This window comes from Cohnella rhizosphaerae (assembly GCF_029525575.1).
GTDB classification, from domain to species: Bacteria; Bacillota; Bacilli; order Paenibacillales; family Paenibacillaceae; genus Cohnella; species Cohnella rhizosphaerae.
This window is the reverse complement of the sequence record NZ_JAPDIA010000007.1, coordinates 398320-421852: the sequence shown is the minus strand read 5'-3', so window position 1 is coordinate 421852 and position 23533 is coordinate 398320. Positions and strand designations below refer to the sequence as shown.

The 23533-nt window shown below is 57.3% G+C and carries 16 protein-coding genes and 3 pseudogenes; 5 read left to right on the top strand and 14 right to left on the bottom strand.

From position 1 onward, the window contains the following. Window positions 1-101: 101 nt before the first annotated feature. From OMP40_RS19765 to OMP40_RS19755, 3 genes and pseudogenes are all read right to left on the bottom strand, one after another. A pseudogene (locus tag OMP40_RS19765) lies at window positions 102-981 on the bottom strand (carbohydrate ABC transporter permease). Between the two features lie 18 nt (window positions 982-999). Then, window positions 1000-1897 (bottom strand): annotated as a pseudogene (locus tag OMP40_RS19760) (ABC transporter permease). Window positions 1898-2013: 116 nt separating this feature from the next. Continuing rightward, on the bottom strand, window positions 2014-3453 hold the full coding sequence (locus tag OMP40_RS19755) for an extracellular solute-binding protein (RefSeq protein ID WP_277533923.1): 1440 nt from the start codon (window positions 3451-3453) through the stop codon (window positions 2014-2016). A 103-nt stretch (window positions 3454-3556) separates the two neighbouring features. Here OMP40_RS19755 and OMP40_RS19750 point away from each other — a divergent pair, with 103 nt between their 5' ends. After that, entirely contained in the window at window positions 3557-3841 is a 285-nt protein-coding gene (locus tag OMP40_RS19750) for a hypothetical protein (RefSeq protein ID WP_277533921.1), read from the top strand. Between the two features lie 156 nt (window positions 3842-3997). Here OMP40_RS19750 and OMP40_RS19745 read toward each other — a convergent pair whose 3' ends face one another. The 11 genes and pseudogenes from OMP40_RS19745 to OMP40_RS19695 form a co-directional block, all read right to left on the bottom strand. Further along, complete coding sequence (locus OMP40_RS19745) at window positions 3998-6358, bottom strand: polysaccharide lyase family 8 super-sandwich domain-containing protein (RefSeq protein ID WP_277533919.1); 2361 nt, start codon at window positions 6356-6358, stop codon at window positions 3998-4000. Continuing rightward, a complete protein-coding gene (locus OMP40_RS19740) occupies window positions 6339-7715 on the bottom strand; it encodes a polysaccharide lyase family 8 super-sandwich domain-containing protein (RefSeq protein ID WP_277533917.1) in 1377 nt (458 codons plus the stop codon). The genes OMP40_RS19745 and OMP40_RS19740 overlap by 20 nt, the downstream gene beginning before the upstream one ends. A gap of 273 nt (window positions 7716-7988) precedes the next feature. Then, window positions 7989-9590, bottom strand: a complete 1602-nt coding sequence (locus tag OMP40_RS19735; RefSeq protein ID WP_277533915.1) for an ABC transporter substrate-binding protein — start codon at window positions 9588-9590, stop codon at window positions 7989-7991. A 63-nt stretch (window positions 9591-9653) separates the two neighbouring features. Then, window positions 9654-10569 (bottom strand): annotated as a pseudogene (locus OMP40_RS19730) (carbohydrate ABC transporter permease). A gap of 15 nt (window positions 10570-10584) precedes the next feature. Then, window positions 10585-11526: an ABC transporter permease gene (locus OMP40_RS19725; RefSeq protein WP_277533913.1), complete on the bottom strand. Its 942-nt coding sequence runs from the start codon at window positions 11524-11526 to the stop codon at window positions 10585-10587. 449 nt (window positions 11527-11975) lie between these two features. Then, window positions 11976-12482, bottom strand: a complete 507-nt coding sequence (locus OMP40_RS19720) for a hypothetical protein (protein WP_277533912.1) — start codon at window positions 12480-12482, stop codon at window positions 11976-11978. A gap of 202 nt (window positions 12483-12684) precedes the next feature. Next, window positions 12685-13470 carry a helix-turn-helix domain-containing protein gene (locus OMP40_RS19715; protein WP_277533910.1) on the bottom strand — a complete coding sequence of 262 codons (786 nt, stop codon included), beginning with the start codon at window positions 13468-13470 and terminating at the stop codon, window positions 12685-12687. A 50-nt stretch (window positions 13471-13520) separates the two neighbouring features. After that, window positions 13521-14267 (bottom strand): response regulator, encoded by a 747-nt coding sequence (locus OMP40_RS19710; RefSeq protein ID WP_277533908.1) that lies wholly within the window; start codon window positions 14265-14267, stop codon window positions 13521-13523. Further along, window positions 14264-16012, bottom strand: coding sequence for a sensor histidine kinase (locus OMP40_RS19705; protein WP_277533906.1), 1749 nt, complete (start codon window positions 16010-16012; stop codon window positions 14264-14266). Before OMP40_RS19705 ends, OMP40_RS19710 begins: the two co-directional genes overlap by 4 nt. 258 nt (window positions 16013-16270) lie before the next feature. Beyond that, window positions 16271-17737 (bottom strand): S-layer homology domain-containing protein, encoded by a 1467-nt coding sequence (locus tag OMP40_RS19700; RefSeq protein ID WP_277533904.1) that lies wholly within the window; start codon window positions 17735-17737, stop codon window positions 16271-16273. 270 nt (window positions 17738-18007) lie between these two features. Continuing rightward, window positions 18008-18148, bottom strand: a complete 141-nt coding sequence (locus OMP40_RS19695) for a hypothetical protein (protein WP_277533903.1) — start codon at window positions 18146-18148, stop codon at window positions 18008-18010. Between the two features lie 388 nt (window positions 18149-18536). Here OMP40_RS19695 and OMP40_RS19690 point away from each other — a divergent pair, with 388 nt between their 5' ends. From OMP40_RS19690 to OMP40_RS19675, 4 genes are all read left to right on the top strand, one after another. Next, entirely contained in the window at window positions 18537-19742 is a 1206-nt protein-coding gene (locus OMP40_RS19690) for a cache domain-containing sensor histidine kinase (RefSeq protein WP_277533901.1), read from the top strand. 14 nt (window positions 19743-19756) lie between these two features. Beyond that, window positions 19757-20329, top strand: a complete 573-nt coding sequence (locus OMP40_RS19685; protein ID WP_277533899.1) for a sensor histidine kinase — start codon at window positions 19757-19759, stop codon at window positions 20327-20329. Further along, complete coding sequence (locus OMP40_RS19680; protein WP_277533898.1) at window positions 20326-21945, top strand: helix-turn-helix domain-containing protein; 1620 nt, start codon at window positions 20326-20328, stop codon at window positions 21943-21945. Before OMP40_RS19685 ends, OMP40_RS19680 begins: the two co-directional genes overlap by 4 nt. Window positions 21946-22092: 147 nt before the next feature. After that, window positions 22093-23526 carry an ABC transporter substrate-binding protein gene (locus OMP40_RS19675; protein ID WP_277533897.1) on the top strand — a complete coding sequence of 478 codons (1434 nt, stop codon included), beginning with the start codon at window positions 22093-22095 and terminating at the stop codon, window positions 23524-23526. Window positions 23527-23533 lie beyond the last annotated feature (7 nt).

Here is a 23533-nt window from a genome sequence, read left to right as displayed (position 1 = left end):
TCAAAGACCTGGCCATTCGAGGTGCCGCAGGGCCGGCCAACCGATGCTGTAAGGCGGCCGCCGGCACGTCGAATTTTATTTCTTTATCATACGACGGTCGTCTACTCTTTTACAGATCCCAAAGTCATTCCCTTAACGAAGTACTTTTGCAAAAAAGGGATACACGAGCAGAATCGGAAAAATGCCGATGAACATGAGCGCCGATTTAAGCGAACGCTCCGACAGCTGCTCCAGATCGGAAGGGTTGAGGCCGATCTTCGTATAATCGAATCCCGCGATCAAAGCTTGAAGAAAGGTAGCGAGCGGGAATTGGTCCGCTTGATTCATATAGATCATCCCGTCGAACCATGAGTTCCAATGAAAGACCATCGTAAATAAGGACAGCGTCGCGATCGAAGGCAAGGAAATCGGGAAAAAGATCGTAAACAGGACGCGGAAATGCCCGGCGCCATCGATCATGGACGCCTCCTCCAGCTCCTTGGGAATGCCCCGAAAGAAGTTCATCATGAGCACGACGTTAAACACGTTGACGGCGACCGGCAAAATGAGGGCCCATATCGAGTTGGTCAGGCCCGACTTCTGAACGACCAGATACGTGGGGATCAATCCGCCGTGAAACAGCATCGTAAATACGAAAAACCAGGCGTACAGCGTTCTTCCTTTAAAGTACCGATCGTCCTTCGACATCGAATAGGCAGCCAGCATCGTGAGGAACATCGTGAGCAACGTACCTCCAAGCGTCCTCAGCACGCTGACTTTGAAGGCAACGATAAAATTGTTGCTGTCCAACGCCGTTTTGTAAGCATCCAGGTTAAAGCCGATCGGCCAAAACTTGACCAAATAGGAGGTTGTCGCGTAATCCGAGCTTAAGGAGACCGCCAATACGTGAACCATCGGCAAGATGCATAAGAAAGCCATCAACGCTAAAAACAAATGATTGACGATCCGGAACACACGGTCCGATAACGATAATTTGAGCATAACCGCTCCCCCCTTCCCTCAAAAGATTCTGTAATTCGCGTATTTGGCCGCCAGCCGATAGGTGGTCGCGATGAGAATAAAGCCGATGACCGATTTGAAAAACCCGACTGCCGTCGCCAAGCTGAAGGAGCCTTGCTGCAGTCCCACGCGATACACATACGTATCGATAATGTCGCCCTTCGGGTAAACGAGCGGGTTGTACATATTGAATACTTGATCGAATCCCGCGTTCAAAATGTTGCCCAGCGACAACGTCACCAGCACGATCGCGATCGGGATGACGGCGGGAATCGTCATATAAATCGCCTTTTGAAAGTTGTTGGCGCCATCGATGTCGGCGGCTTCGTACATATTCGGATTAATTCCCGCCATGGCCGCCAGGTAGAGAATCGTCCCGAACCCGAACTCTTTCCACACATCGCTAATAATCAATATTGCGCGAAACCAGTTCCCGCTTTGGAGAAAATCGATACTGTTCAAGCCCAGCCAGCCTAAAAACTGATTAATTAATCCGTTCGTGGAGAGGATATCCGTCAAAATCCCGCCGAGAATGACCCAATTGATGAAATGGGGCAAATAAACAAGGGATTGGACCGTCCGCTTGAACAGCATCCTTCTGACTTCATTGAGCAATAGCGCAAAAGCAAACGGCGCGATCGAGCCGGCGATGATTTTCAACACGGCGATCAGAAGCGTATTCCAGATCACCTGCAGCGCAACCGGATCGTGAAACATGAATTTAAAATGCTTCAGGCCTACGAACGGGGACTTAAAAAACCCCGAGCCAGGGCTTGAAGTCCTCGAAGCCGATCATAAAGCCGACCATGGGAATGTAATTGTAGACGATGAGCAGCAGGACCGAAGGCAATAAAAACACATGCAGCGGCCAGGTTTTTCTCAGATTCAAGGTTTTCATACCGGTGATCTCCTGTCTTCATCCGTTAGGACGGGAATACCCATTCAGAAAAAAATACGGAGAGACAAAGTGGCTCTTTGCGCTCCGTATTTTTTTGCATGTATGAATGGCGTGCCTTATTTCATTTTGGACACGGCTTCATTGATTTCTTTCGTAATTTGGGTGCCGCCTTGCTCATGCCATTGCTTCAGGAAGGTATCGAAGGAGTCCAGGCTCTTTTTCCCGTAAATAATTTGCAGGTACGCTTGGTCCTCCAGCGTATTCAACTGCTCCCATTTCTCCTTCATCGTCGGCGTGTTGGCGCCATAGAAGCCGTTTTTAACGTCTTTGTCCATCTGCTGGTAGGCGACCGAGAAGCCCTCGATGGCCAAGCTATCGTTGCTCGCCGCCAATTTTTGCTCGAATACGTTGTCTAACTTGCCTGCGGCGACGCGCTGGTAAATGCTCGGGCCATCCATGACGTTCGTCGGCGCGGTTCCGTTCGAAGGGAAAATTAAATACCTGCTCAGGCTGACGAGTCCGCCGGGCACGTCCTTCCAATCCGGCTTGCCGTCCTTCATGACATAGTCGTAGCCTTCTCCCTGGCCGATGGCGAACGGACATTTCGGATCTTCGATCAGGCAACCGTACATCGTGTCGTAATATTTGAAAACGGCTTCCATATTGTCAAAGCCTTTGCGGAATACATAGGTGCCGTAGGACGGCTGCGATTCTTGACGTCCGACCTCGCCGGTGATGCCCGACGGGATCGGGTACGGTTTAATATTGAGCGTTTGATTTTTGCTTTTCGCTTCCTGCACCGCCGTTCCGATCGGCCAGCCGCCTGCCCAGCCTGCCGCCATGGCGATTCCGGCTTTTCCGGAAGTGAAGTCCGCCATCGCCTGCGCCGCGTCCATCGTGCCGAAGTCGGGATTGAAGTAGCCTTTGTTGAACCACTCGTTCAGCTTGGCCAATCCCTTTTTGACGTTCGGACTGTTGGCGCCGTAATACAGCTGCCCGTCGTCGCCTTTGATCCACAGGTAAGGCTGATCCTGTCCGAACAAGAATTCGCTGTCCGCCATGTAGTTGTTCGTCGGCTTGTGGTAGCCGGTGTTGGCGCCGAATGCCATGCCGAACGTGTCCTTCTTGCCGTTGCCGTCGGGGTCCTGGTTCGTGAAGGCGTCCAGCACCTTCTCAAACTCCTCGACATTGGTCGGCGCCTTCAGCTGCAGCTTATCCAGCCAATCCTGGCGAATCCACATGACCTTGTTGCCGACGACGCCGTTGGAGACATCCGGCAGACCGATTATTTTGCCGTCTCGCTTGGCCATTGCCCATACCGCCGGATTTTTGGCATACAGGTCCTTTAATCTCGGCGAGGCGTATTTTTCGTAGGCTTCGTCGATGGTTTGAATCTTGCCGGAATCGATCAGCTCTTCGAGCAGGCTGCCGCCCGTGTACAGGACGTCCGGCAAAGCCTCGCCGCTCGCAAGCGCCAGGCGTACTTTGGTCTCGAACGCGGCCGTATCCGTGACCACCCATTGGAACTTGGTGACGATCCCCAGGTTCTCGCTCAACCAACGCGTGACGGGATTGTTCTCTGTCGTATCCCCGAAGCGGAGCTTATCGGAAGGCCGTAGCGTTATCGCCGCTGAGATCGTAACGGGCGGATCGAATTTAGTGAATGCCGTCTCCTGCGTCTCGGCGGGAGCTGCTGACGCGGTTGAACTAGCCGATGCCGTCGGACTCGCGCTTGCGCTTGCGGACGGTTGCGCGCTGGCCTCGCTCGTTTGCGATTCCTTCGCGTTATTGCTCGAACATCCGGCGATAATGCTCATGCAAAGAATGATGCCGGCTAATGCTTTGACTGCTCTCCTATGCCGTTTCATCTTACTCCCCCTCGAATTGGATCTTGCATTCTCATTATGGCATTCGCCAAAATCGATGGACATGATCGGTTTTTAAGAACATGAACTTTCCTTAGTCAGAATCAAAAAAAGCTCTCCGTCGCCGCCAGGCGCCGGAAAGCTTCTTCGTCCCCTTATGAATCTCTTATTGAATCTCTTATTGAATCTCTTATTGAATCTCTTATTGAATCTTCTATTGAATCTTCTATCTTATTCAGAGCTTGCTCGTGATTACGGCTCTCGCCAGCGCCGGATTCCACGCATTGGCCGTATTGTTCATATATACGATTTTTAAATACTTGGTGCCTGCCGGAACCGTATTGCTATAGCTGACCTTGTGATAATTCGTCCCCGTGCCCAGCACCACCGTTCGATTAGGCGCGACCAGCGTATAGTTGATATTATCCGGTGAAGCGTAGAATTCGAAATCGACGATGGGCTCGTTGTAAGCAAACCAGGTGTCCACGTCGAAGGCATCCATATTCATGCTTCCGAACGCTTTGTATACGACATTTTCTTGCAGGTTTTTCGTTCTGACTAATTTGGAAGTATCGTCTCCCATCCTGGACGCATTGGACGAGCTGAACACCAGATTAGCCGTATGCGAGAAAATCTTCGAATAATCGTAAACGTCGTCCACGACCGAGATTGCGCTTGTCGGCGGAATAGGGGCGGACGTATCGTATTGAATCGACAGCTTATGCGAGACGCCGTCCTTGGCCTGGGTATCGACCTCGAACTTGATCGTCGGGCTCAATTGCAGAATCGTGATGCTCGCATCCTTTTGCGTGACCGTAGCGCCCGTCTTCGTGATCTCGTACGTAATCTTGTCCTGAAGATGCGTCGGATCGGATACGGCAATATCCAATACGCCGGCCTGATCCTTCAGCATTATCGACGATGGGTTGTACGCGATGATACCGTCAGCGATATCCGGCGTCCAGAAATTAGCGCCCGTGACGCCCAGCGTATTCTCCTTCACCATCTGTACGCTGGCATTGTTGGCAACGATCGAGATGTCCGGGTTGTTGCCGTAAGCCGTCGTCTGCTGTGCGGTCTTGTTCGGCAGCATGACGTAGGCATAATCCTTATTGACCGGGTTGATCCCATGATCGTACCAGAGCGTCAGGTACTTCTTGCTCACGTTGGCCGTCCCGCCAAGCACGCTCAATTGCGCCCAGTTGCCTGTTCTGGATTCTCTCAGGCCCTTAATCGCCGCAGGCTGCGGAAAGTAGTAGCCTCCCGTGCCTTCCATATAGACGGTCGAAACGGCCGACATGGCCTCTGTCCAGCCCAGGCCGGCGGGCTTGGCGACGCCGTTGACGACCAACTGCTCGTCTCCGTTATATTTGGTAACCGTATGCAGGGGATTGAGTACCGTGCCCAGCGCATTCGGCGCATAGAATTGAATCTCGGACAGCCGGTTGCCCAGATCGACATCGTTCCCGTGGAAAATGATTTTCACGTATCTGGCCGTCGAATCCGTCAGATCGTAAGCGTGCATTTCCGAAGTCAGTACGCTTTGACCGCTGAATACCGTCGTCCACGTCGCGTCGTCCGTCGAGGTCTGAATGTCGAACGAATACTTTCGGACATTGCCGATAAAGAAGCCGATGCCGGCATAGCCCACCGTCACGTTGCTCCCCAGATCGTATTTGAGCGATTGGCCGTCGCCCACCGAAGACCAACGCGTAAAAATATCGTTGTCGATCGTTTCGAGATTGTTCGTCGTGGACAACGCTTTAAGCGGAGCGACCGTGATCGGAATTAACGCATTTTGCGCATGCGGGGCATAAATTTGCACCTCCGTAAGGTGGTTATACTTGTTCGACGTGTTGCCATGACCGACGATCTTCACGTAGCGCGCGTTCACATCGGGAAAGTCGAATACCTGGATGTCCGCCGCCGTTCCTCCTACCGTGGAGCTGCCGCTGAATACCGTCGTCCATGCCGTGTTGTTGCTGGACACCTGGATATCGAAGCTGGTCGCTCTCGCCGTTTGACTCAAGAAATTGATGCCGACATACCCGACAGGCTGCACTTTGCCCAGGTCGTATTGAATCCACTGGCCGTCGCCCAGGGCGGTCCATCTGGTATTCAGGTTGTTGTCTAACGTGTTTTCCGGCAAGTTGATGCCGTCGTTGTCGCTGTTGGTCACCTGACTGACCATCAGCCGCATCGGCTCGCTTCCGGCCGGCGTCGCAACCGCCGAGTTCGTATCGATACCGTGGGAAATGCTCGCTTTATTCAGACTCCGGTTCTCGATCGTCGTCTCGATCGTTCTTCCGTCCGTACTGTTGATCCCGCTTCCCAGGGCGACGATCTCGTCATCGAACGTGAACCACGACTTTTTGGCTTTAAGCGTGCTTCCGTAAGTTTTCAAGTCCATGCCTGACGCCGTGTACTGATTCAGCAGCTCCGTTCCGCCGGTCCACGTGTTCGGACTCGTATAAGCCGCACCCGAATTGTCCGCCCGAGCCATCGTATCTACCGTCGTACCCGGCAGCCGGTATTTGTTCACCGTCGGCCAATAATCGACATACTGCAGCGAATCGTTATTGTAGAGATAAGTCATCCCTTCCCCCGGTATACCAGCCTTTGTAATTCTGATTGATGCCCGTCTCATAATTGGCGATACGCTTGGAAGACATGCTGACGCCGAATCCGAAGCCCGGCTTCAGGCTGATCGCCCTGTCCATACCCGCATACACCTTGGCTAACGACAGCTCGCCTCTTGGGACAATGTTCGTATCGTTCATAACGGCCTTGGCGAGCTGAAGAACGCTGAGCGTCGCTTCCCTGTAGAAGCTCAAGGCTGGATCCTGCTGCAGCCAATATTTGACCATGGACTTCATGCGCTGCGCATCCGCGGGCGGCGCGATCTGAGCCAAACGCAAAATGCCGCCCGCCACCTTGTTGCCGATGACGCGGCCTTGGGTCTCGGCCCTTGCGATCTCTCTGCCTCTGACCATATCCATCATGGAGCCGTTATAAATAAATGGCTCGTAGGCATCGTAAACCCACTGATACACGTTGGTTAGACCTGCATAGGTGGATTGCCATGACGAACCGTTCAGCAAATACAAGACATTCGCGATATCCTGTATGAGGTTAGCCCCGTAACCGCCATTGTAGGAATAGACGAGATGCTGCACGAAGGACCCGTCTTTATAGAACCCGTCTCCCGACACGACGTAATCCATCACTTGATTCAAAGCGTCTCTGGCAGCGGCCAGCAGCGTGCCCGATTTCGTAATCACGCCTTGCAGAGCGACGATCTGGGATTTCCAGATGCGATTGGCGCCGGTCGCTTCGTTGACGAGACCCGGTTCATGCATCGAGATCATCGTGGGATCGGGAGAATAGTGTGAAACCGCATTCATATAATTGGTTAATTTAGCGGGGGTCGCAATCAAGTCATCGTACAGGAGAACGACGGTGTCCATCAGCTGAAGCGGCGTGCCGATCTCCAGGTCGTACCACGTAAGCCATGTCTCGGCGCCCATCGATTCGTTGTACCGATTCGTGTACAGCCAATCGAGCGCGTCGATAATATCCGCTTTGAGCGTCGCGTTGCCATACAGGCTCGATCCGTACGTCTTGTACGCAACGGCCATTTCCTTGACTCTCGTATAATTATAGGTCGTGTCCGTCGAACTGGCGGGATTGTTTAAATCGGACCACAGATAGGTTCGGTTTGCAGCCTTGTTCAAGCTGCCCCAACTCGACTGGGCGGCCATGGCGAGTTTTCTCGCGATGTCAGGATCGGCCGTATTGTACCCCGTGCCTCCGGTGAGCGTTTCCGCCCATTTGATCCTCAAATCATCGTACGGATCGCTCGCGCTCACGCTTGCCAAGCCGATTTGCGATAGACAGGAGAATAACAGACTCATAATCATGAACGAACAGAGCTTTTGCTTGAACCTTTTCAATTTAGCCACCGTCCCTTTCGAATTTGATGTTCGCCGCGCGCAGAGAAGCTGAATGACCACCCTCCTTTCGCGCCTATTATCGCACCCGAAATTTGCGAATGATATGAACGTTCCTAAAGATCATGAACTTTCGTTAGCCATATTTTTAGGATATAGGCGGCGTTTTGCACGAAAACGCATGTTATGTCTTTGATGGGCCTGAAGCCACGCAAAAAACCGGCTACCTTCGCCTTGTTGACGAAGATAGCCGGTTCGGTTCTGTTGCGTTCGCTTTTAGTTCTTAGCCAAAAACGCGTCGATCTGCGATTGCAGTTCGGTCTGGATCTTGGCGATGCCGGCCGCGTCCAGCTGCTTGTTCAGATCCGCCAGACCCTTGTCGATGTCCTTGACCAGGCCGTATTCGAGCGGGATGCCGTAGCGCAGCATGACGTTGCCGACGTTGGCGATCTCCGTCTTGACCTTGCTGTTGTCGAACACGAACGTCTCGAGCGGGTAGTGGTACACATTCGCTTCCCAGCTCTTGACCAGGTCGGACGCTTCCTGCGGGAATGCTTCGTTGTCGCGGTTGAGCGGCGAGTTGAAGCTCCAGTTGGAGAAGCCCGTATAGTTCGGGTTCTTGTCGAGCGCCTTGTACTTGTCGTCGCCGACCGGCTCGTAGTGAACGCCGTTGATGCCGTACATGATCAGGTCGTGCAGCTCTTTGTCGTTTTGCAGCAGGTCGATCGCCATCAGCGCGCGCTCCGGATTTTTGGAGGTCGCGTGAACGGAGGTGCCATTTTGCGTGGAGATCGCCACCGACTTTTTCTTGCCTTGGTTGATGTCCGCCAGCGCCACTTCGTACGGCGAATTTTCCTGGCGCATGAGCGCCATCAGCGCGCCGAGCGTGCCGTTGTTGTGCGTGATCGAAGCCGTCTTGCCCGCCTTGAAGTCCGCCTGATGGTCGTTTTTGCTGTTCAGGACGTTCTTCGACCAGGCATTGTGGTCCGCAAGATCCTTGTAATACGTCGCCAGCTGCTTGAATTCCGGCGTGTTGTAAACGTTGAAAACTTGCCCCTTCTCGTCCGTCAGCTTGAAGGCGAACGGCATATCCAGGTCGAACATGTTCCACTCGTTCTGCTGCTTGAGCAGGACGCGGTCGAGGTTATGGAACTTCCAGTCGCCCGTCTCCGGCGTGAACGGCACAATGCCCTTCTCTTTCTCGGCAACCGTTTTCAAATACGTGGCATAAGCTTCCGGGCTGTCGATGGCCGGCAGATTGTATTTCTTGCGCAGGTCTTCGCGGTACAGGATCAGCTTCTCGACGGATTCTCCGCGGTTCTGCGGCACCATGTACAGCTTGCCGTTGACCTTCGCCTGATCCCAGCTCACCTTGGACATGTTCTTCCACGTTTGCGGCATGTACTTAGCCAGCATATCGTCCGTCAGCTCGAGGAAGCCGCCCTTCAGCGCCTGGTCGTTGTAGCCTGCCCAGTTGGCCGAGTAGATCAGGTCGAAGTTCTCGTCGGCAGCCAGCTTGAGCGGATACTTCTGCGCCCAGTCGGACCAATCGAGGAACTCGCCTTCGATCGTGGCGTTGATCTTCTCTTTGAGCTTCTTGTTGAGCTCGGCGAACACCGAATCGTAGTCGACCGGCTTCGGACCGACGAAGATCATCTTGAGCTTCACTTCTTTAGACGTGTCGACGGCGCCTTCGGACGGCGCGGCGGCGCTGCCGCTAGCGGCCGAGGATGAAGCCGAAGCCGATGCGCTCTTCGACGGCTCCGTACTCTGACTGGCTGACGACCCCGAATTCTTGTTGTTATTGCCGCATGCGCTCATGATCATCACAAAAGCGAACAAAAGCGTGAACATCGTCCATCTGCTTTTTCTCAACATGCCCATCTTCCCCCCTAATGGTAGTCGTATCAAGCTCTATCGATAAACCGGGTCGCCCCGTATTCATCCCTTTACCGCGCCGATCGTGAGGCCCTGGACGAAGTACCGCTGCACGAACGGATATGCCAGCAGGATCGGGCCGGTCGCGACGACCGTCATCGCCATCTTCAGGCTCTCGGTCGGGATCGCCGTCGTAACCACGGCCCCCCGCGCCCATCATCGCCTTGCGCATGCCGTCCATGTTGCCCAGCATTTTGTACAAATAGTACTGAAGCGGCATGAGCTTCTCGTCCGACACGAACAGCAGGGCGTTGTACCAGTCGTTCCAATAGGCCAGCGCCAGGAACAGCCCGATCGTCGCGAGCGCCGGCTTGGACAGCGGCAGGATCAGCTGCGCGTAGATGCGGAAGTCGCCCGCGCCGTCGATCTTGGCCGACTCGACGATCGCCTCCGGGATGCCGCCGAGGAACGATTTCATCACGATGATGTAAAAGACGTTAAGCACGAGCGGCACGATCAGCGCAAGCACCGTATCCTTCATGTGCAGGTAGTTCACGATGAGCAGGTACCACGGGACGAGCCCGCCGCTGAACAAGGTGGTGAAGAAAAAGAAGAACGAAAAGCCGTTGCGCCACTTGAAGTCCCTCCGGGACAGCGCGTAGGACGTCATCGAGGTCAGAAACAATCCCAGCAGCGTGCCGCCGATCGTCACCCCGATCGTCACCAGGTAGGCCTGGATCATCTCGGTCGGGTATTTGAACAAAATGCTGTACGCCTCTACCGAAAAGTCCGTCGGTATAAACTGATACCCCGCCGTAATGATCTTGTTCTCGCTCGTGAGCGACGACGATACGACCAGCAGGAACGGCATCAGGCAGAGCAGCGCCATGATCGTCAGCGCCCCGTACCCGATGGCGGCGAATATTTTCTGATCCGTCTTTTTTGACGCCCGAGGTTTTGGCGAACGACTTGTCCGCATTCAGCTCCGTTGCGCTCATGTCATCAGCCTCCTCTTTAGAATCAGGGCGCGGTCTTTGTCGTACCGCCGTACCGCATAGTTGACCGCCATGATCGTGGCGAAGCCGAGCACCGACTGGAAGACGCCGGCCGCGGCCGACATGCCGATATCGTTGGACGTGATCAGCGACCGGAAGACGAAGGTGTCGATGACGTCCGTCGCGGAGAACAGCATCCCGTTGTTGCCGACCATGTTGTAGAACATCCCGAAGTCCCCGCGGAAAATGTTGCCGACCGCCAGCAGCACCAGGATGATGATCGTCGGGTACAGGTTCGGAATCGTCACCTTCAGGATGCGCTGGAAGATATTCGCCCCGTCGATCTCCGCCGCCTCGTACATCTCGGTGTCGATGCTCGTGATGGCGGCCAAGTACATGACCGTGCCGTACCCGAGCCCCTTCCAGGCGGACACCAGCACCAGCAGGAACGGCCAATAGGCGGGCGTGTTGTAAATGTCGACCGGCTCGAGTCCGAGTCCTCTCAGCATGGCGTTCACGGTGCCGATGTCGTAGTTGAGCAGGTTGTAGGCGATGGCGCCCACCACGACCCACGAGATGAAGTACGGGAGGAACAGCGACGACTGAATGATTTTGCGGAACCACTTGCCTCCGACTTCAAACAGCAGGATCGCCGCGAAAATCTGCAGGGCGTTGTTGACGACGATAAACGCGACGTTGTAGAGCGCCGTGTTGCGCGTCACCTGCCAGGCGTTGCCCGAGTCGAAGAAAAAGCGGAAGTTGTCCAGTCCGTTCCACGCGCTGCCGAAAATGCCGCCGGCGTAATCGTAGCGCTTGAACGCGATGACGATGCCCGCCATCGGGATATAAGCGAATAATAGATAGAAGATGACCGCCGGGGTCAGCATCAACAAGAACATTTTGTACTTTTTCACATCGTGCCAGAAGCTGCGCAGCCGCATATCCGCTCCCCCCTCTCTCCTCTGTAGCTCTCATTATAGAAGGCGGGACGGAGCGGCATAATTCAGCGAAACAACTAAAGTTAATACAAATTCAACGATCCAGGTGAAAACGTATACGATCGGATACGCCGGTTCGGGGCGGCGCGTAGTTAGCGGGGCCTAGCGGTGCGCGGTGCCGCTATCGGCTCCGACGGCGCGTAGCCCGCTGCGACCAGCATTGCGTGAAATAAGGATGCGCCACATCGCTATTTCGCCGCTGGGACCGGTATTGCGCAAAATAAGGATGCGACACATCGTTATTTCGCCGCTGGGACCGGTATTGTGCAAAATAAGGATGCGCCACATCGCTATTTCACCGCCGCGACCGGTATTGTGTGAAATAAGGATGCGACACATCGCTATTTCGCCGCTGGGACCGGTATTATGTGAAATAAGGATGCGACACATCGTTATTTCGCCGCTGCGACCGTATTGCGCAAAATAAGGATGCGACACATCGCTATTTCGCCGCTGCGACCGGTATCGTGTGAAATAAGGATGCGACACATTGCTATTTCGCCGCTGCGACCGGTATTGCGCAAAATAAGGATGCGAAACATCGCTATTTCGCCGCTGCGACCGGTATTGTGTGAAATAAGGATGCGACACATCGTTATTTCGCCGCTGCGACCGGTATTATGTGAAATAAGGATGCGAAACATCGTTATTTCGCCGCTGCGACCGGTATTATGTGAAATAAGGATGCGACACATCGTTATTTCGCCGCTGCGACCGGTATTGCGCAAAATAAGGATGCGAAACATCGCTATTTCGCCGCTGCGACCGGTATTGCGCAAAATAAGGATGCGCCGCATCGCTATTTCGCCGCTGCGACCGGTATTGTGTGAAATAAGGATGCGCCGCATCGCTATTTCGCCGCTGCGACCAGCATTGTGTGAAATAAGGATGCGAAACATCGCTATTTCGCCGCAGCCCGCGGGGCTCAGCGGCATTCGGTGCGGTTATCGGCCCCGGCAGCGCGTGGCCCGCGGGGCTTGGCGGCACTCGGTGCCGCTAGCGGCATCCGCAGCGATATGCTGCCGTAAAAAAAGGAGGCCCCTGTTCCCGCGGGAACCGGAGTCTCATAAGGCGTGGCGGCGCATCAGGGGCGGCGCTTCATCAAATGTTGTGCTTCTTGCGGTATTCGCCGGGCGACATGCCCATGTGCTGCTTAAACTGGCGGTTGAAGTAGATGATGTTTTTGTAGCCGACCTGCTCTGCGATCTCGTACACCTTCTTGGTCGGCTCCTGCAGCAGCTCGCATACCCGCTTCATGCGCAGATCGTTCAGGAAGTCGCTGAACAGGCTGTTGGTCTCGGCCTTGAACAGCTGCCCCAGATAATTCGGCGTAAAGTTAAAATGAGCCGCCACTTCGTTCAGCGTGATCTTCTGCTCCAGCCTGTCCTTCACGTAAGCCGTGATGTCGTCGATCAGCTTGCGCTTCTGCCGCTGCCGCTTCAGATAGAGCAGCTCGGACAACTCGAAAAACCGCCTTCTGAGCCAGGATAAAATGTCGTGCACGGTCTCGAACTGAAACAGGATGAGCGGCTGATGGGCATCCCAATTCAGAATCTCGTACAGATGCTCGTTGAGCTGCCGCAGATCCGCATGAAGCTTGGACGTGATCCGGATGATGAGATCGTAAATCTCGTGCTTCTGCGAGAGCGGATGATCGCCGTCGAACAACTGCAGCAGGCAGTCGTCGATCGCGGTCAGGTCGTACTCGAGCATCGCCTTCAGCATCCGGTCGACGATCTCCTCCAGATTCGGGGCGATCCGCTCCTTCGGGCGCCACTGCGAGGCGTCTTTGATGAGCCGGTTTTTGCCGACGATCCACTTGATGCTGAGCGCGGCCTGCGCCTGCCCGTAAGAGTCGTGCAACTGGTCGAACGCATTCGTGTACATCCCGGTCCCGATCGTGACAGAGAAGGCGAACTCGGCGTAAAAAGCGCGGATCAGCTCTTCGAGCAGCGTGGAAAAGAAGGCTCGGGCACGGCGGCCAACAAGACGAAGCGGCTGTCGTAGGCGTCGATGACGAGGCCCATGTTGCGCTCCTGCGCGAAACGGCGGATGAAGGCGGCCGCACCTGCAAGCCAGGCCCGACGCTCCTCGGCGGTCGAGCTGCTCGTCTTCCACGCGAGGTCGTCGATCTCGGCGATGGCGACCGCGGTCCCTTCCTGGAGCATCGGCGCGAGGAAGCTGCGGATATGCGCTTCGACGTCGCCAGGCGCGGACTCGTTGAACCAGCGCAGCAGCAGCTCCTGGTTGACGAGCGACAGCGTCTCGGTCAGCGACGTGTGCTGCCGCCTCTCCCGCTCGATTTTGCCGCATAGCTCCGTCAACGTCGCATTCAGCTCGCCGTCCTCGACGGGCTTCAGCAGGTAGCCGTGGGCGTTCAGTTGAATCGCCTGTTTCGCATAATTGAAGTCCTCGTGTCCGCTGATGAACACGATCGACACCTGCGGATTGATCTCCTTCGCCTGCCGCGCGAATTCGGTCCCCGACATGATCGGCATGCGGATGTCCGAGAGGATGATGTCGACGCGCTGCCCCTTCATCAGCTCAAGCGCGGCGAACCCGCTCGTGGCCGTACGCACGCTGGCGCCCGCCAACTGTTCGTGACCCGCCACCCGGCGTCTCAGCCATTCGAGATCGACCGCTTCGTCGTCCACCAGCAGGACGTTGATATCGTTGTCCGTCATTGATCGCCGCGCCCCTTGTCTTCCCGAATCTCCGCGTTTTCCATCGGAAAAATAAGCTCGACCGTCGTCCCCGCGCCGTAGTAGCTCCCGATCTGGATGCCGAAGTCGCTGCCGTATCTCATTTTGATTCGCTCCTCCACGTTTTTCAGGCCGTAGCCGCCTGCGCTCGGTTCGCTCGAACGCATCCTTTTGAGCGTATCCGGCCGCATGCCGATGCCGTTGTCGATGACCTTCAGCGCGATCCGGTCGCCGCCGAGCCGCCTGCCCGCGATCCGGATCGCGATCGATTCCCCGAACCAGGCGTGCTTGAATATATTTTCAACGAAAGGCTGCAATACCAGCTTGATGATGCGCACGTGCAAAATGCCGGGGTCGATGTCGAAGTACACCTGGAAGGCGTTCGCGTACTTGACCCGCTGGATGTCCAGATACGCCTTGACCTGCTCCAATTCGGCTTCAAGAGAAATATAGACCTGCCCTTCGTTCAACGTCAGCCTGTAAAATTTGGAAAGCTCCTGCACCATCTTCGTCACCTTGTCGGCTTCGCCCATATTCGCCAGGCTGCCGATCGTCGAGAGCGTGTTGTACAGGAAATGCGGGCTGATCTGCGCCTGAAGCACGTCGAGCTCCGCCTGCTTTTTCTGCATGCCCTGCTCGTAGACGTCGCGGATCAGCTCCTGGATGCTCTGGGCCATCTGATTGAAGGCGTCGGCGATATACACGAACTCGTCGTTCCCGGCGAAGCCGATCCGCTTGTAGAAGTTGCCCTCCTGGAACGACCGCACGAGCGAGACGATCCGCTTCATTTTTTTGCCCGACAGCCTGGCGACCAGGAAACCGATAAGCGCCATCACCGCGAAGCTGATCGCGCAGACGGCGCCGATCACGCGGCGCATCTTGCTCGCGTCTTTGTTCAGATACCGGTGAGGCACCCAGGTCTCGATCGCGTAGCCGGAGTCGGGGATGTCTTCGCTGACGACGAGATAGGCGCCCGCGTCGGCATTCGTCGCCACGGACCCGCGCTCGTACAGGTTCGCGCCCGTCGCCTTATCCTTCAGCCGGAGCGCGATGCCCTGCTCGATCGGAAACGTATCGAAGTTGCCGAGCAGCTCGTCGAACCTCGCCGTCACGCGAATGTAGCCGATGAGCGACTGCGCGCCGTTCGCTGCGAACAGCTTGCGAAAATAAGAGAGGTTCCCCAGCTCGCGGTCGGTGTCGATCTGCAGCCACAGCTTGTCCCTGCTCGGCGGGGAGACGGACTTGAACCAGTCCGTCTGCGCGACGCCCTGCGCCGACAGCACGTAATAATCGCTGCGGCCGATCGGCTGCGACATGTCGTCGCCTGCGATCTCGAGCATCGTCTCGTTGACCGCGTACAAGACGAGCCGCAGCTTGTTGCCGTACAGCTGGAGCGGCGCCTTCATGTACGGCACGATGTCGTCTTTCATCTTCAGCATATTCTCCCGGGTATCGCCCTTGAATTGCAGCGCGTTCTGGAACGTCGTGTTGAGAAAAAGCGCGTTCGTCATGCGCGTGATCTCGTCCATCTGGTATGCGATATTGTTGCTCGTCTGCCGCATCGCGGTGCGGATGTTCGTCTCCGCCATCTCGGTCCGGGACTCGACGAGCATCGTGTACGAGATGTAGCCCACCAGAATATCCGTCAGCAGCACCAGCGCCAGATACGGCAGCATCGTTTTATAGGTAAACGGGATGTATTTGCGGTTCAGCCGAAAATTCCCCATGCGCGCGCTCCCTTTCCGTTCGTAACCGTCCCTTGAGAGGGTTGCCCCATTTTACAACGAAATGAGAGCGGTTACTAGATGGTCGGTATCGACCGGACCCGAAGGCCGGTGTCTCACGCGCCGTCCGTCGGCATTGGTCCGGACGGGAAGGGCGGCATAAAAAAAGAGGGGCCGCCGGCCCCTCTCGATAGGATTGCTATGGCATTGAGATTCTTCGTGTCGGCCGGCCCATTCGTCTTGTTGAAGGGAGCCGTTTCTTTATGCCGCCGGCGTGTAAGTGACGGTGTAGATTACATCCGTCGATTTGCCGTACTTGTTCGTCGCGGTAATCTTGAACTTGTTTTCTCCGGGCTGCAAGGAAGCCGTATAGCTCGTGCTGTAGTAAACTTCCTTGTCGTTGACGTACATTTTAAGCGAGGTATCGTTCTTGTCGGACGCCGTCCAGCTGATCGAGATCGAACTGGAGGCGGTCGTCTCCGGCGCGTGAAGCAGCGTGAGCGTCGGCGCGGGCGGCTCGAACGCGATCGTCTTCGTGACGGTCGTTTCTTTGCCCAGCTTGTTGACGGCGCGAACCGTGATCGTATTCGTACCCGGCTCGAGAGCTACGTTGGCGGAGGTCGAGTAATACTGCTCTTTGTCGTTCAGATATACGCGAGGACTCGAATCGTTCGTATCCTTAACGGACCAAGTCACGTTAACCGAGTCCTTGTCGGTCGCAGCCGGCAGATCGCCGACGGTTAACGCGGAAGTGCCCACGCTGAAAGTGATCGTCTTCGTCACCGTCGTGCTTTTGCCGAGATCGTTCGTCGCCTTGAACACGATCGTATTTACGCCTTCTTTTAGCGTGACGGTCGTCGAGTCGCTATAGTACTGCTCGCGATCGTTAACGTAGACGCGAGGAGACGTATCGTTCTTATCCTTTACGGTCCAGCGGACCGTGATCGTCTCTTTGTCGGTCGTCTCCGGAAGGTCCGCGACCGTCAGCACGGGGCCGCCGCTCGTAAACGCGACATGCTTGGTGACCTCGGCAGACTTGCCAGCCGCATTCTCGGCTCTAACGTTAATGATGTTGTCGCCTTCCTCCAAAGTGACGGTCGCAGAGCTGCCGTACTGCTTCTGGCCATTCAAGTAGACGACGGGGCTGCTGTCGTTCGCGTCTTTGACCGTCCAGGACACGGTGATGGATTGCTTGTCGGACGACACCGGCACGCCTTTAACCTCGAGGGTCGGAGCGCCTTTCTCGAAGGTCACCTTCTTCGTGACGGACTCCGCCTTGCCGCCGGCCAGTCTTGCGGCGATCGTGTAGGTATAGGTCCCTTCTTGCTCGAGACGGATGCCGACGCGGAACGCCCCTTGGACAACCTCGACCTTCTCGTTGTTAATGGTCACGTCCGCACCCTTGGTGACGTCGCCTGTGATATAGAAGGTCGGGGAGCTGATCGTTTCGGGCGCGTCGACGTTCAGGGTCAGCGCATTTCCGCTGTCCGCCGACGAATTCTTAATGACGCGGTAGAGCAGAGATGCGGCCTCCGCGCGCGTAACGCTGTTGCCCGGCTTGAGCGTGTAATCGTTGTAGCCGGTCAGCAGCTTCTTTTCTACCGCGATCGCGACATAAGTTTCCAGATTCGGCGAGACGTCTTCCGAGTCGTAGAAGCGATCCAGAATATCCGCGTTCTGCAGATCGTCCGGCTGATAGCCCAGCGTCTTGACGAGCGCAACCGCCACATCCTCGCGCGTCGCCTTGCCGGTCGGATCGAAAAAAAGCTTTTCCGCTCGGCGGGTAGTACCCGGTCAAAAAGTCCTTGGCCGCTTCGACCGAAGCGAAGGACCAGCGCGATCTGCCTACGTCGACGAAGGTCTGCGACGCGTCCGCCGCCGGAAGATCCAGGTAAAAAAGCCGACGTAATGATCTTCGCGAACTCTTCGCGCGTCACGGGCGCCTGCGGCTTGAATGTATTATCCTGATAGCCCTTGATGACGCCCATCTGAACGAGGCTATTGATCTCGTCTTTGGCCCAGAATGTTCCCCCCCACGTCTTTGAACGAAATATCGTTCTCGGCGGCGGCGAATCCCGGAATGACAAGCGCGGCGGCCAGCAGGGCTGTAGCGGCATAGGCGAACCATTTCTTGAACAAGTCGCTTTCTCTCCTTAGGCATATAAGTTAGGAAAATAGTACCATGAGAATGATAGCACGACTTGTTTGCGCTGTACATATTTTCCTAGGGCTTCTTTTCCATCGCTTCTAGATCGTGTGACGATCACGCGTCTCCTTTCCGGACCGGCTTCACACCGACCCAAAGCTAGTCGGCGGTACCTGCCGGAGTAACGCGGCTTTTCCAGGCAACTGAGCTCCCGCACGCACCCCATTAACGTCTCCTCAGTCCATCCGGCGTGACCTGCGCGAGATTCCGAGACATCGGGAAACGCGATGAAGCCCGTTTACAAAATTCCCCCTTCCCCCGCTAGTCTAAGAGCATATAGACATCGACATCCATCGCGCCGAGCGCAAGGAGTTATCCCGCATGGAAACCGTCCGCATGCTGCTGTACAAGCTATCCTTCCGAAGCCGCATGACGATCTCGTTCATCCTCGTCATCGCGTCGGCCATCCTGGTCACGAGCGTCATGTCTTACGTGATCGCGACCCGGGAGCTCGAGGGCAACGCCACGAGTCAGAGCCAGGAGACGCTCAGCAAGACGGCGCAGCTGCTCGACGAGCAGCTCAAGGGCTTGCTCGTATCGAGTCTCACGCTCATGATCAGCGCGCCGTTCACGGAGATGGTCAATCATGCGACACGCAGCCAGACCGATGCCTATTACGCAGACCTCAGCGCGCTCCAGACCCCCTTCACCCAGTTGAAAATGACGAATCCGGCCGTCCAGTCGATCCTGATCAGCACGCCGATCGGCGAGTTTTTTCCCACCAGCTACTATCGCAATCCCGCCTTCTCCTTCGCGAGCTCGCCGATGCGGCAGGCCTTCGACGCCAGGCCCGGCATCTCGATGTGGGCGGCGGGGCACGAGGACGAGCTGTTCACCGGCAGAGACCGGGTCGTCTCTCTTGTTTTGAAAGCGTTCTCCCAGACCAACAGCGACATCTACCTGGTCATCAACGTCAGCGAATCGGCGATCAAACGCGTCGTCACGAGCAACCTCGGAAGCGACAGCAAGCATTATTTTCTCGTCACGGACGAGGGACGGTACGGCTTCGATCCGGGCGCCGAGCCGCTGATCCCCGAAACCAACCTGCGCGATTGGGCGCTTGCGTCGAAGGATAAGTCAACGGCGATCTACAAGCATGAAGGAAGCGAATACCTGGTCAATCGCGCCGCGCTCAAGGTGGCGGAGCATTGGACGCTGTACAGCGTCCAATCCAAGGACAAGCTGTTCAGGCAGGTCGAGCGGATCAAATGGCTGACGATCGTCATCATCGGGAGCGGCATCGCCGTCGCGATCCTGATCTCCCACGCGCTGTCCGCGCTCCTCCTTCGCCCGCTCCGCGCCCTCCAGCGGACCATCAAGCAGGTCGGGCTCAGCAATCTCGACGTGCGGTACAGCTCGGGCTACCGGGACGAGGTGTCGCAGGTGGGCTACAAATTCAATGCCATGCTCGACCAGATCGGCATCCTCATCTCGGAGCTCGGCGCGCGGGAGAAGGAGAAGCGGATCGCGGAGGCCAAGGCCCTCCAAGCCCAGATCGACCCCCCACTTTTTTATACAACACGCTGAACACGATCGTCTGGGTGTCCGAGTCGGGCGCGGCGGACGAGACGCGGCGGCTCATCATCTCGTTGTCCCGGCTGTTCAAGCTGGGGCTCAATCAGGGGCTGGAAATGACGACGCTCGGACTCGAACTCGAACATGTCGAGCACTACTTGCGGATCCAGCAAGCGAGCTACGAGGGCTTGTTCGACTATGAGATCCGGCGCAGCTTCGACGCTTCGCTGCTAGGCATGCCGATGCTGAAGATTCTGCTGCAGCCGCTCGTCGAGAACAGCATCCTGCACGGCTTCAAGGACTTTACGGACGGCGGCCGCATCCTCATCGAAGTCGAAGACGAGGGCGGTACGCTCCGCGTCGCGGTCACGGACAACGGCGCCGGCATGGATGCCGAGGAAGCGACAAGAACGATTGCGCAGGAGCCGCAGGAAAGCGAAGCGATCGACGCCGGCAGAAAAGGGTACGCCCTGCGCAACGTATACCGCCGCATTCTGCTGCATTACGGCGAACGGGCCGAATTCCGGCTGGAGAGCGAGCCGTTTGCGCAAACGAGAATCACTATTCTACTGCCACTGCCGGAGGGGAACGAGAAATGATGCTGAAGCTCTGCGTCATCGACGACAGCCGGATCGTATGCAACGGAATTATGAACAACATCCGCTGGGCGGAACACGGGATCGAGCCGGCGGGTACCGCGATGGACGGCGAAGCGGGACTTGCGCTGGTGCGTCGCGTCAGACCCGATATTCTGATCACCGATATCCGGATGCCCCGCAAGAACGGCATCGAGCTGTTCCGGGACGTACTGGACCTGGGCTGGCCCTGCAAGGTCATATTGATCAGCGGCTACACCGACTTCGAATATGCGCAGGAAGCGGTGAGGCTCGGCGCCTTCGACTTCGTCAGCAAGCCGTTTCTGGCGGAAGAGATCGCGGCGGTCGTAAACAAGGCGAAGGCGCGCATCGTCGCGGAGAGCGAGGAAGCCGAGCGCGTGCGCGGCCTGGAAAGCCGCGTGCGGGAGAGCCTGCCGCTGCTCCGTCAGGAATTCGTGCAGCTGCTGCTCCGGGTCGCCTCGACGCCCGAACAGACGGCAAAGCGCTGGGACTTTCTGCAGCTGCCGCCGGCGATGACGGACCTCGTCGTCCTGGCCGTCGAGATCGACGGCGCCGAGCCGCCCGCCGCTTCGGGCGGCATTCTGGATATCGAGCTCGTCCGCTTCTCCCTGTCCAACATCCTGGAGGAGACGGTCGCCCAAGCGACCCGGGGTATCGTCGCCCGCGACGGACTGAGCCGGTTCGCGCTCGTCGTGAACGCCGGACCGGACGCCGACGCCACGAGTCAGCTGGCCGAGCTGTGCAGGGAGCACGTCGAGCGCTACTCCCGCCGTACCGTCTCGATCGGCGTCGGCTCGCCGGCGCCCACGGTGAGGGAGCTTCCCGAATCGTACCGCCACGCGCTCGCCGCGCTGTCCTACAGCTTCTTCTCCGGCGGCAACAGCGTATTCCGCTACGCGGACCTGGCCGACCGGCCGGCGGACGCCCGGTTCCAGGCGTACTCCCCGGACAGCGAGAAGGAGCTGCTGCTGTATGCGCGCGCCGGCAACAAGACGCGCGCCCTCGAAGCGTTAAGCGCGATCTACGCCGGGTTCGACGACAAACGGACGCAGGTCGCGCCGGACGGCACGGCCGCCGCCTTCCTCAAGCTGGCGGAGGCTTTGTACGACGTCCTCGCCTCCGCGGCCGGCAAAGACGCGGACGCCCGAAGCCTGGCGGCGGGCGAGCTGCGGGCGCTGCGCGCAGACGCGCCGCGGACGCTGGCCGCCTGGAAGGAGACGCTGGACCGGGCGTGCGCGGACGTCTGCGACCGGATCGCGGCCGAGCGGACCCACGAATCGGAGGCCGATATCCAGCGTTCGGTCGCCTATATTAAGGCGCACCTGCAAGAGTCGCTCACCGTGCAGTCGCTCGCGCGGCTTGCCTGCCTCAGCACGAGCTATTTTGCCAACCTGTTCAAGAAGCAGACCGGCGTCACCGTCGCGCAATTCATCATCGCCGAACGGATGAACCGGGCCAAGGAGCTGCTCGCCGAAGGCAAGCAGGTGCAGGAGATCGCCGCCATGCTGGGGTACGAGGACCGCGTGTACTTCAGCGACGCGTTCAAGAAGCATACGGGCCTCACGCCTTCCGAATACAGGCAGCGCATTTCCGGGTAATCGTCGTTTTCCCCCCCTCTCGATTCGCGTTTACCCCTCCTCCCCCGATCGCCCGCCCGCTGTTATTGTTTGTATCAGAGGGCCGCGAGCCGCCCGCGGATGCTCGCGCCCCGCTACCAACGGATGATCCAAGAAGGGGAGAACAGTATGGCTAGAAAATGGTTAGGAATCGCGCTCACGGGAATCCTCGCGTCGAGCCTGGCCGCCTGCGGCGGCAACAACGAAGGGAACGCATCGCCTTCGGGCTCGAGCGCGGCCTCCGGGACCGGCGCGGCGTCCGCATCGCCGGCAGCTTCGCCTGCGGCGTCGCAAGCCGAGCCGGTCAAGCTGAACTTTTGGACGCCGGATCGCGGCGCGACCGACCACATCAAGGCGGAGATCGCCCGGTACAACGAGACGAACAAAGACCATATCCAGGTCGAAGTCAACATCATGGCCGAAAACTACGATCAGCAGCTGGACATCGCCTTCGCGTCGAACCAGGCGCCGGATATCGTGCGCGTCAACGGCCTCCCGAGCCTGAGCGTGTTCGTGAAAAAGGGGTATCTCGCGCCGCTCGACGACTTGCTGACGCCCGACATGAAGGAACGCTTCGGATCGCTGCTCCGCGAGGGCGTGAACCAGATCGGCGGCAAGACGTATACGCTGCCGAACTACGGCACCACCCAGCGGCTGATCTATAACGTCGAGCTCTTCGAAAAGGCCGGCATCAAGGAGCCGCCGAAGACGCTGCAGGAGATGATCGACGTCGCGAAGAAGCTGACCGCGGCGGGCAAAGCCGACGGCGCCTACGGCATCGCCGGCAACCTGAAGAGCACCGGCTCCGGCCTTCGCTTCGCCGACCCGATCGGGATGCTGAGCGGCATGGGCAGCAGCGGCTACGATTACAAGAAGGGCGCCTTCGACTTCGCGCAGTTGAAGCCGATCATCGAAGCCTACCGCCAGATGAAGCTGGACGGCAGCTTCATCCCGGGCGTGGAACAGCTGGATATCGATCCGCTGCGCGCGCAATTCGCGGAGGGCAAGATCGGGATGTACGTCTCGACCGCTTCCGAGCCGCTCGTGTACAAGAACCAGTTCCCCGCGAAGATCAAATGGGCGTCGGCGCTGCCGCCGACGATCGACGGCCAGCAGCGAGGCATCGTGCCCGTCGGCAACGCAGGCATCTTCATCGGACTCAGCCCCAAATCCGAGCATAAGGAAGAAGCCTGGAAGTTCATCGAGTGGATGTACAGCGACGAGGTGCTCAAATCGTATCAAGAGGACGGCGTCGGCCTCTCCGTCGTGCCTTCCGTAATCGCGAAGGCCGGCAAGCCGGCGATCAACGGCATCGACGGCTTCATGCCGACCAAGTTCGACGCGATCATCCCGCCGGTGCCGATCGTCGCGATCGAAGGGATGGGCTACCAGGAGGCGCTCATCAAGTACATTCTCGTCGGCGGCGATCTGGATGCCGTCATCAAGGATCTGAACGCAAGATACAACGCCGCGCTCGACAAGGCCAAGGCGTCCGGCGAAGTGAAGGCCGAGCCGATGCCCGACTTCGATCTTAGCCAGTTGCAAGGCACGCTCGCGAAGTAATCCGGCA

Excerpts from the sequence above, each read along its gene's own strand:
- OMP40_RS19745 (WP_277533919.1), bottom strand. The coding sequence starts at position 6,358 with ATGACTTATCTCTACAATAACGATTCGCTGCAGTATGTCGATTATTGG.
- OMP40_RS19735 (WP_277533915.1), bottom strand. The coding sequence starts at position 9,590 with ATGTTGAGAAAAAGCAGATGGACGATGTTCACGCTTTTGTTCGCTTTT.
- OMP40_RS19725 (WP_277533913.1), bottom strand. The coding sequence starts at position 11,526 with ATGCGGCTGCGCAGCTTCTGGCACGATGTGAAAAAGTACAAAATGTTC.
- OMP40_RS19720 (WP_277533912.1), bottom strand. The coding sequence starts at position 12,482 with ATGTTTCGCATCCTTATTTCACACAATGCTGGTCGCAGCGGCGAAATA.
- OMP40_RS19715 (WP_277533910.1), bottom strand. The coding sequence starts at position 13,470 with ATGTACACGAATGCGTTCGACCAGTTGCACGACTCTTACGGGCAGGCG.
- OMP40_RS19710 (WP_277533908.1), bottom strand. The coding sequence starts at position 14,267 with ATGACGGACAACGATATCAACGTCCTGCTGGTGGACGACGAAGCGGTC.
- OMP40_RS19705 (WP_277533906.1), bottom strand. The coding sequence starts at position 16,012 with ATGGGGAATTTTCGGCTGAACCGCAAATACATCCCGTTTACCTATAAA.
- OMP40_RS19690 (WP_277533901.1), top strand. The coding sequence starts at position 18,537 with ATGGAAACCGTCCGCATGCTGCTGTACAAGCTATCCTTCCGAAGCCGC.
- OMP40_RS19680 (WP_277533898.1), top strand. The coding sequence starts at position 20,326 with ATGATGCTGAAGCTCTGCGTCATCGACGACAGCCGGATCGTATGCAAC.
- OMP40_RS19675 (WP_277533897.1), top strand. The coding sequence starts at position 22,093 with ATGGCTAGAAAATGGTTAGGAATCGCGCTCACGGGAATCCTCGCGTCG.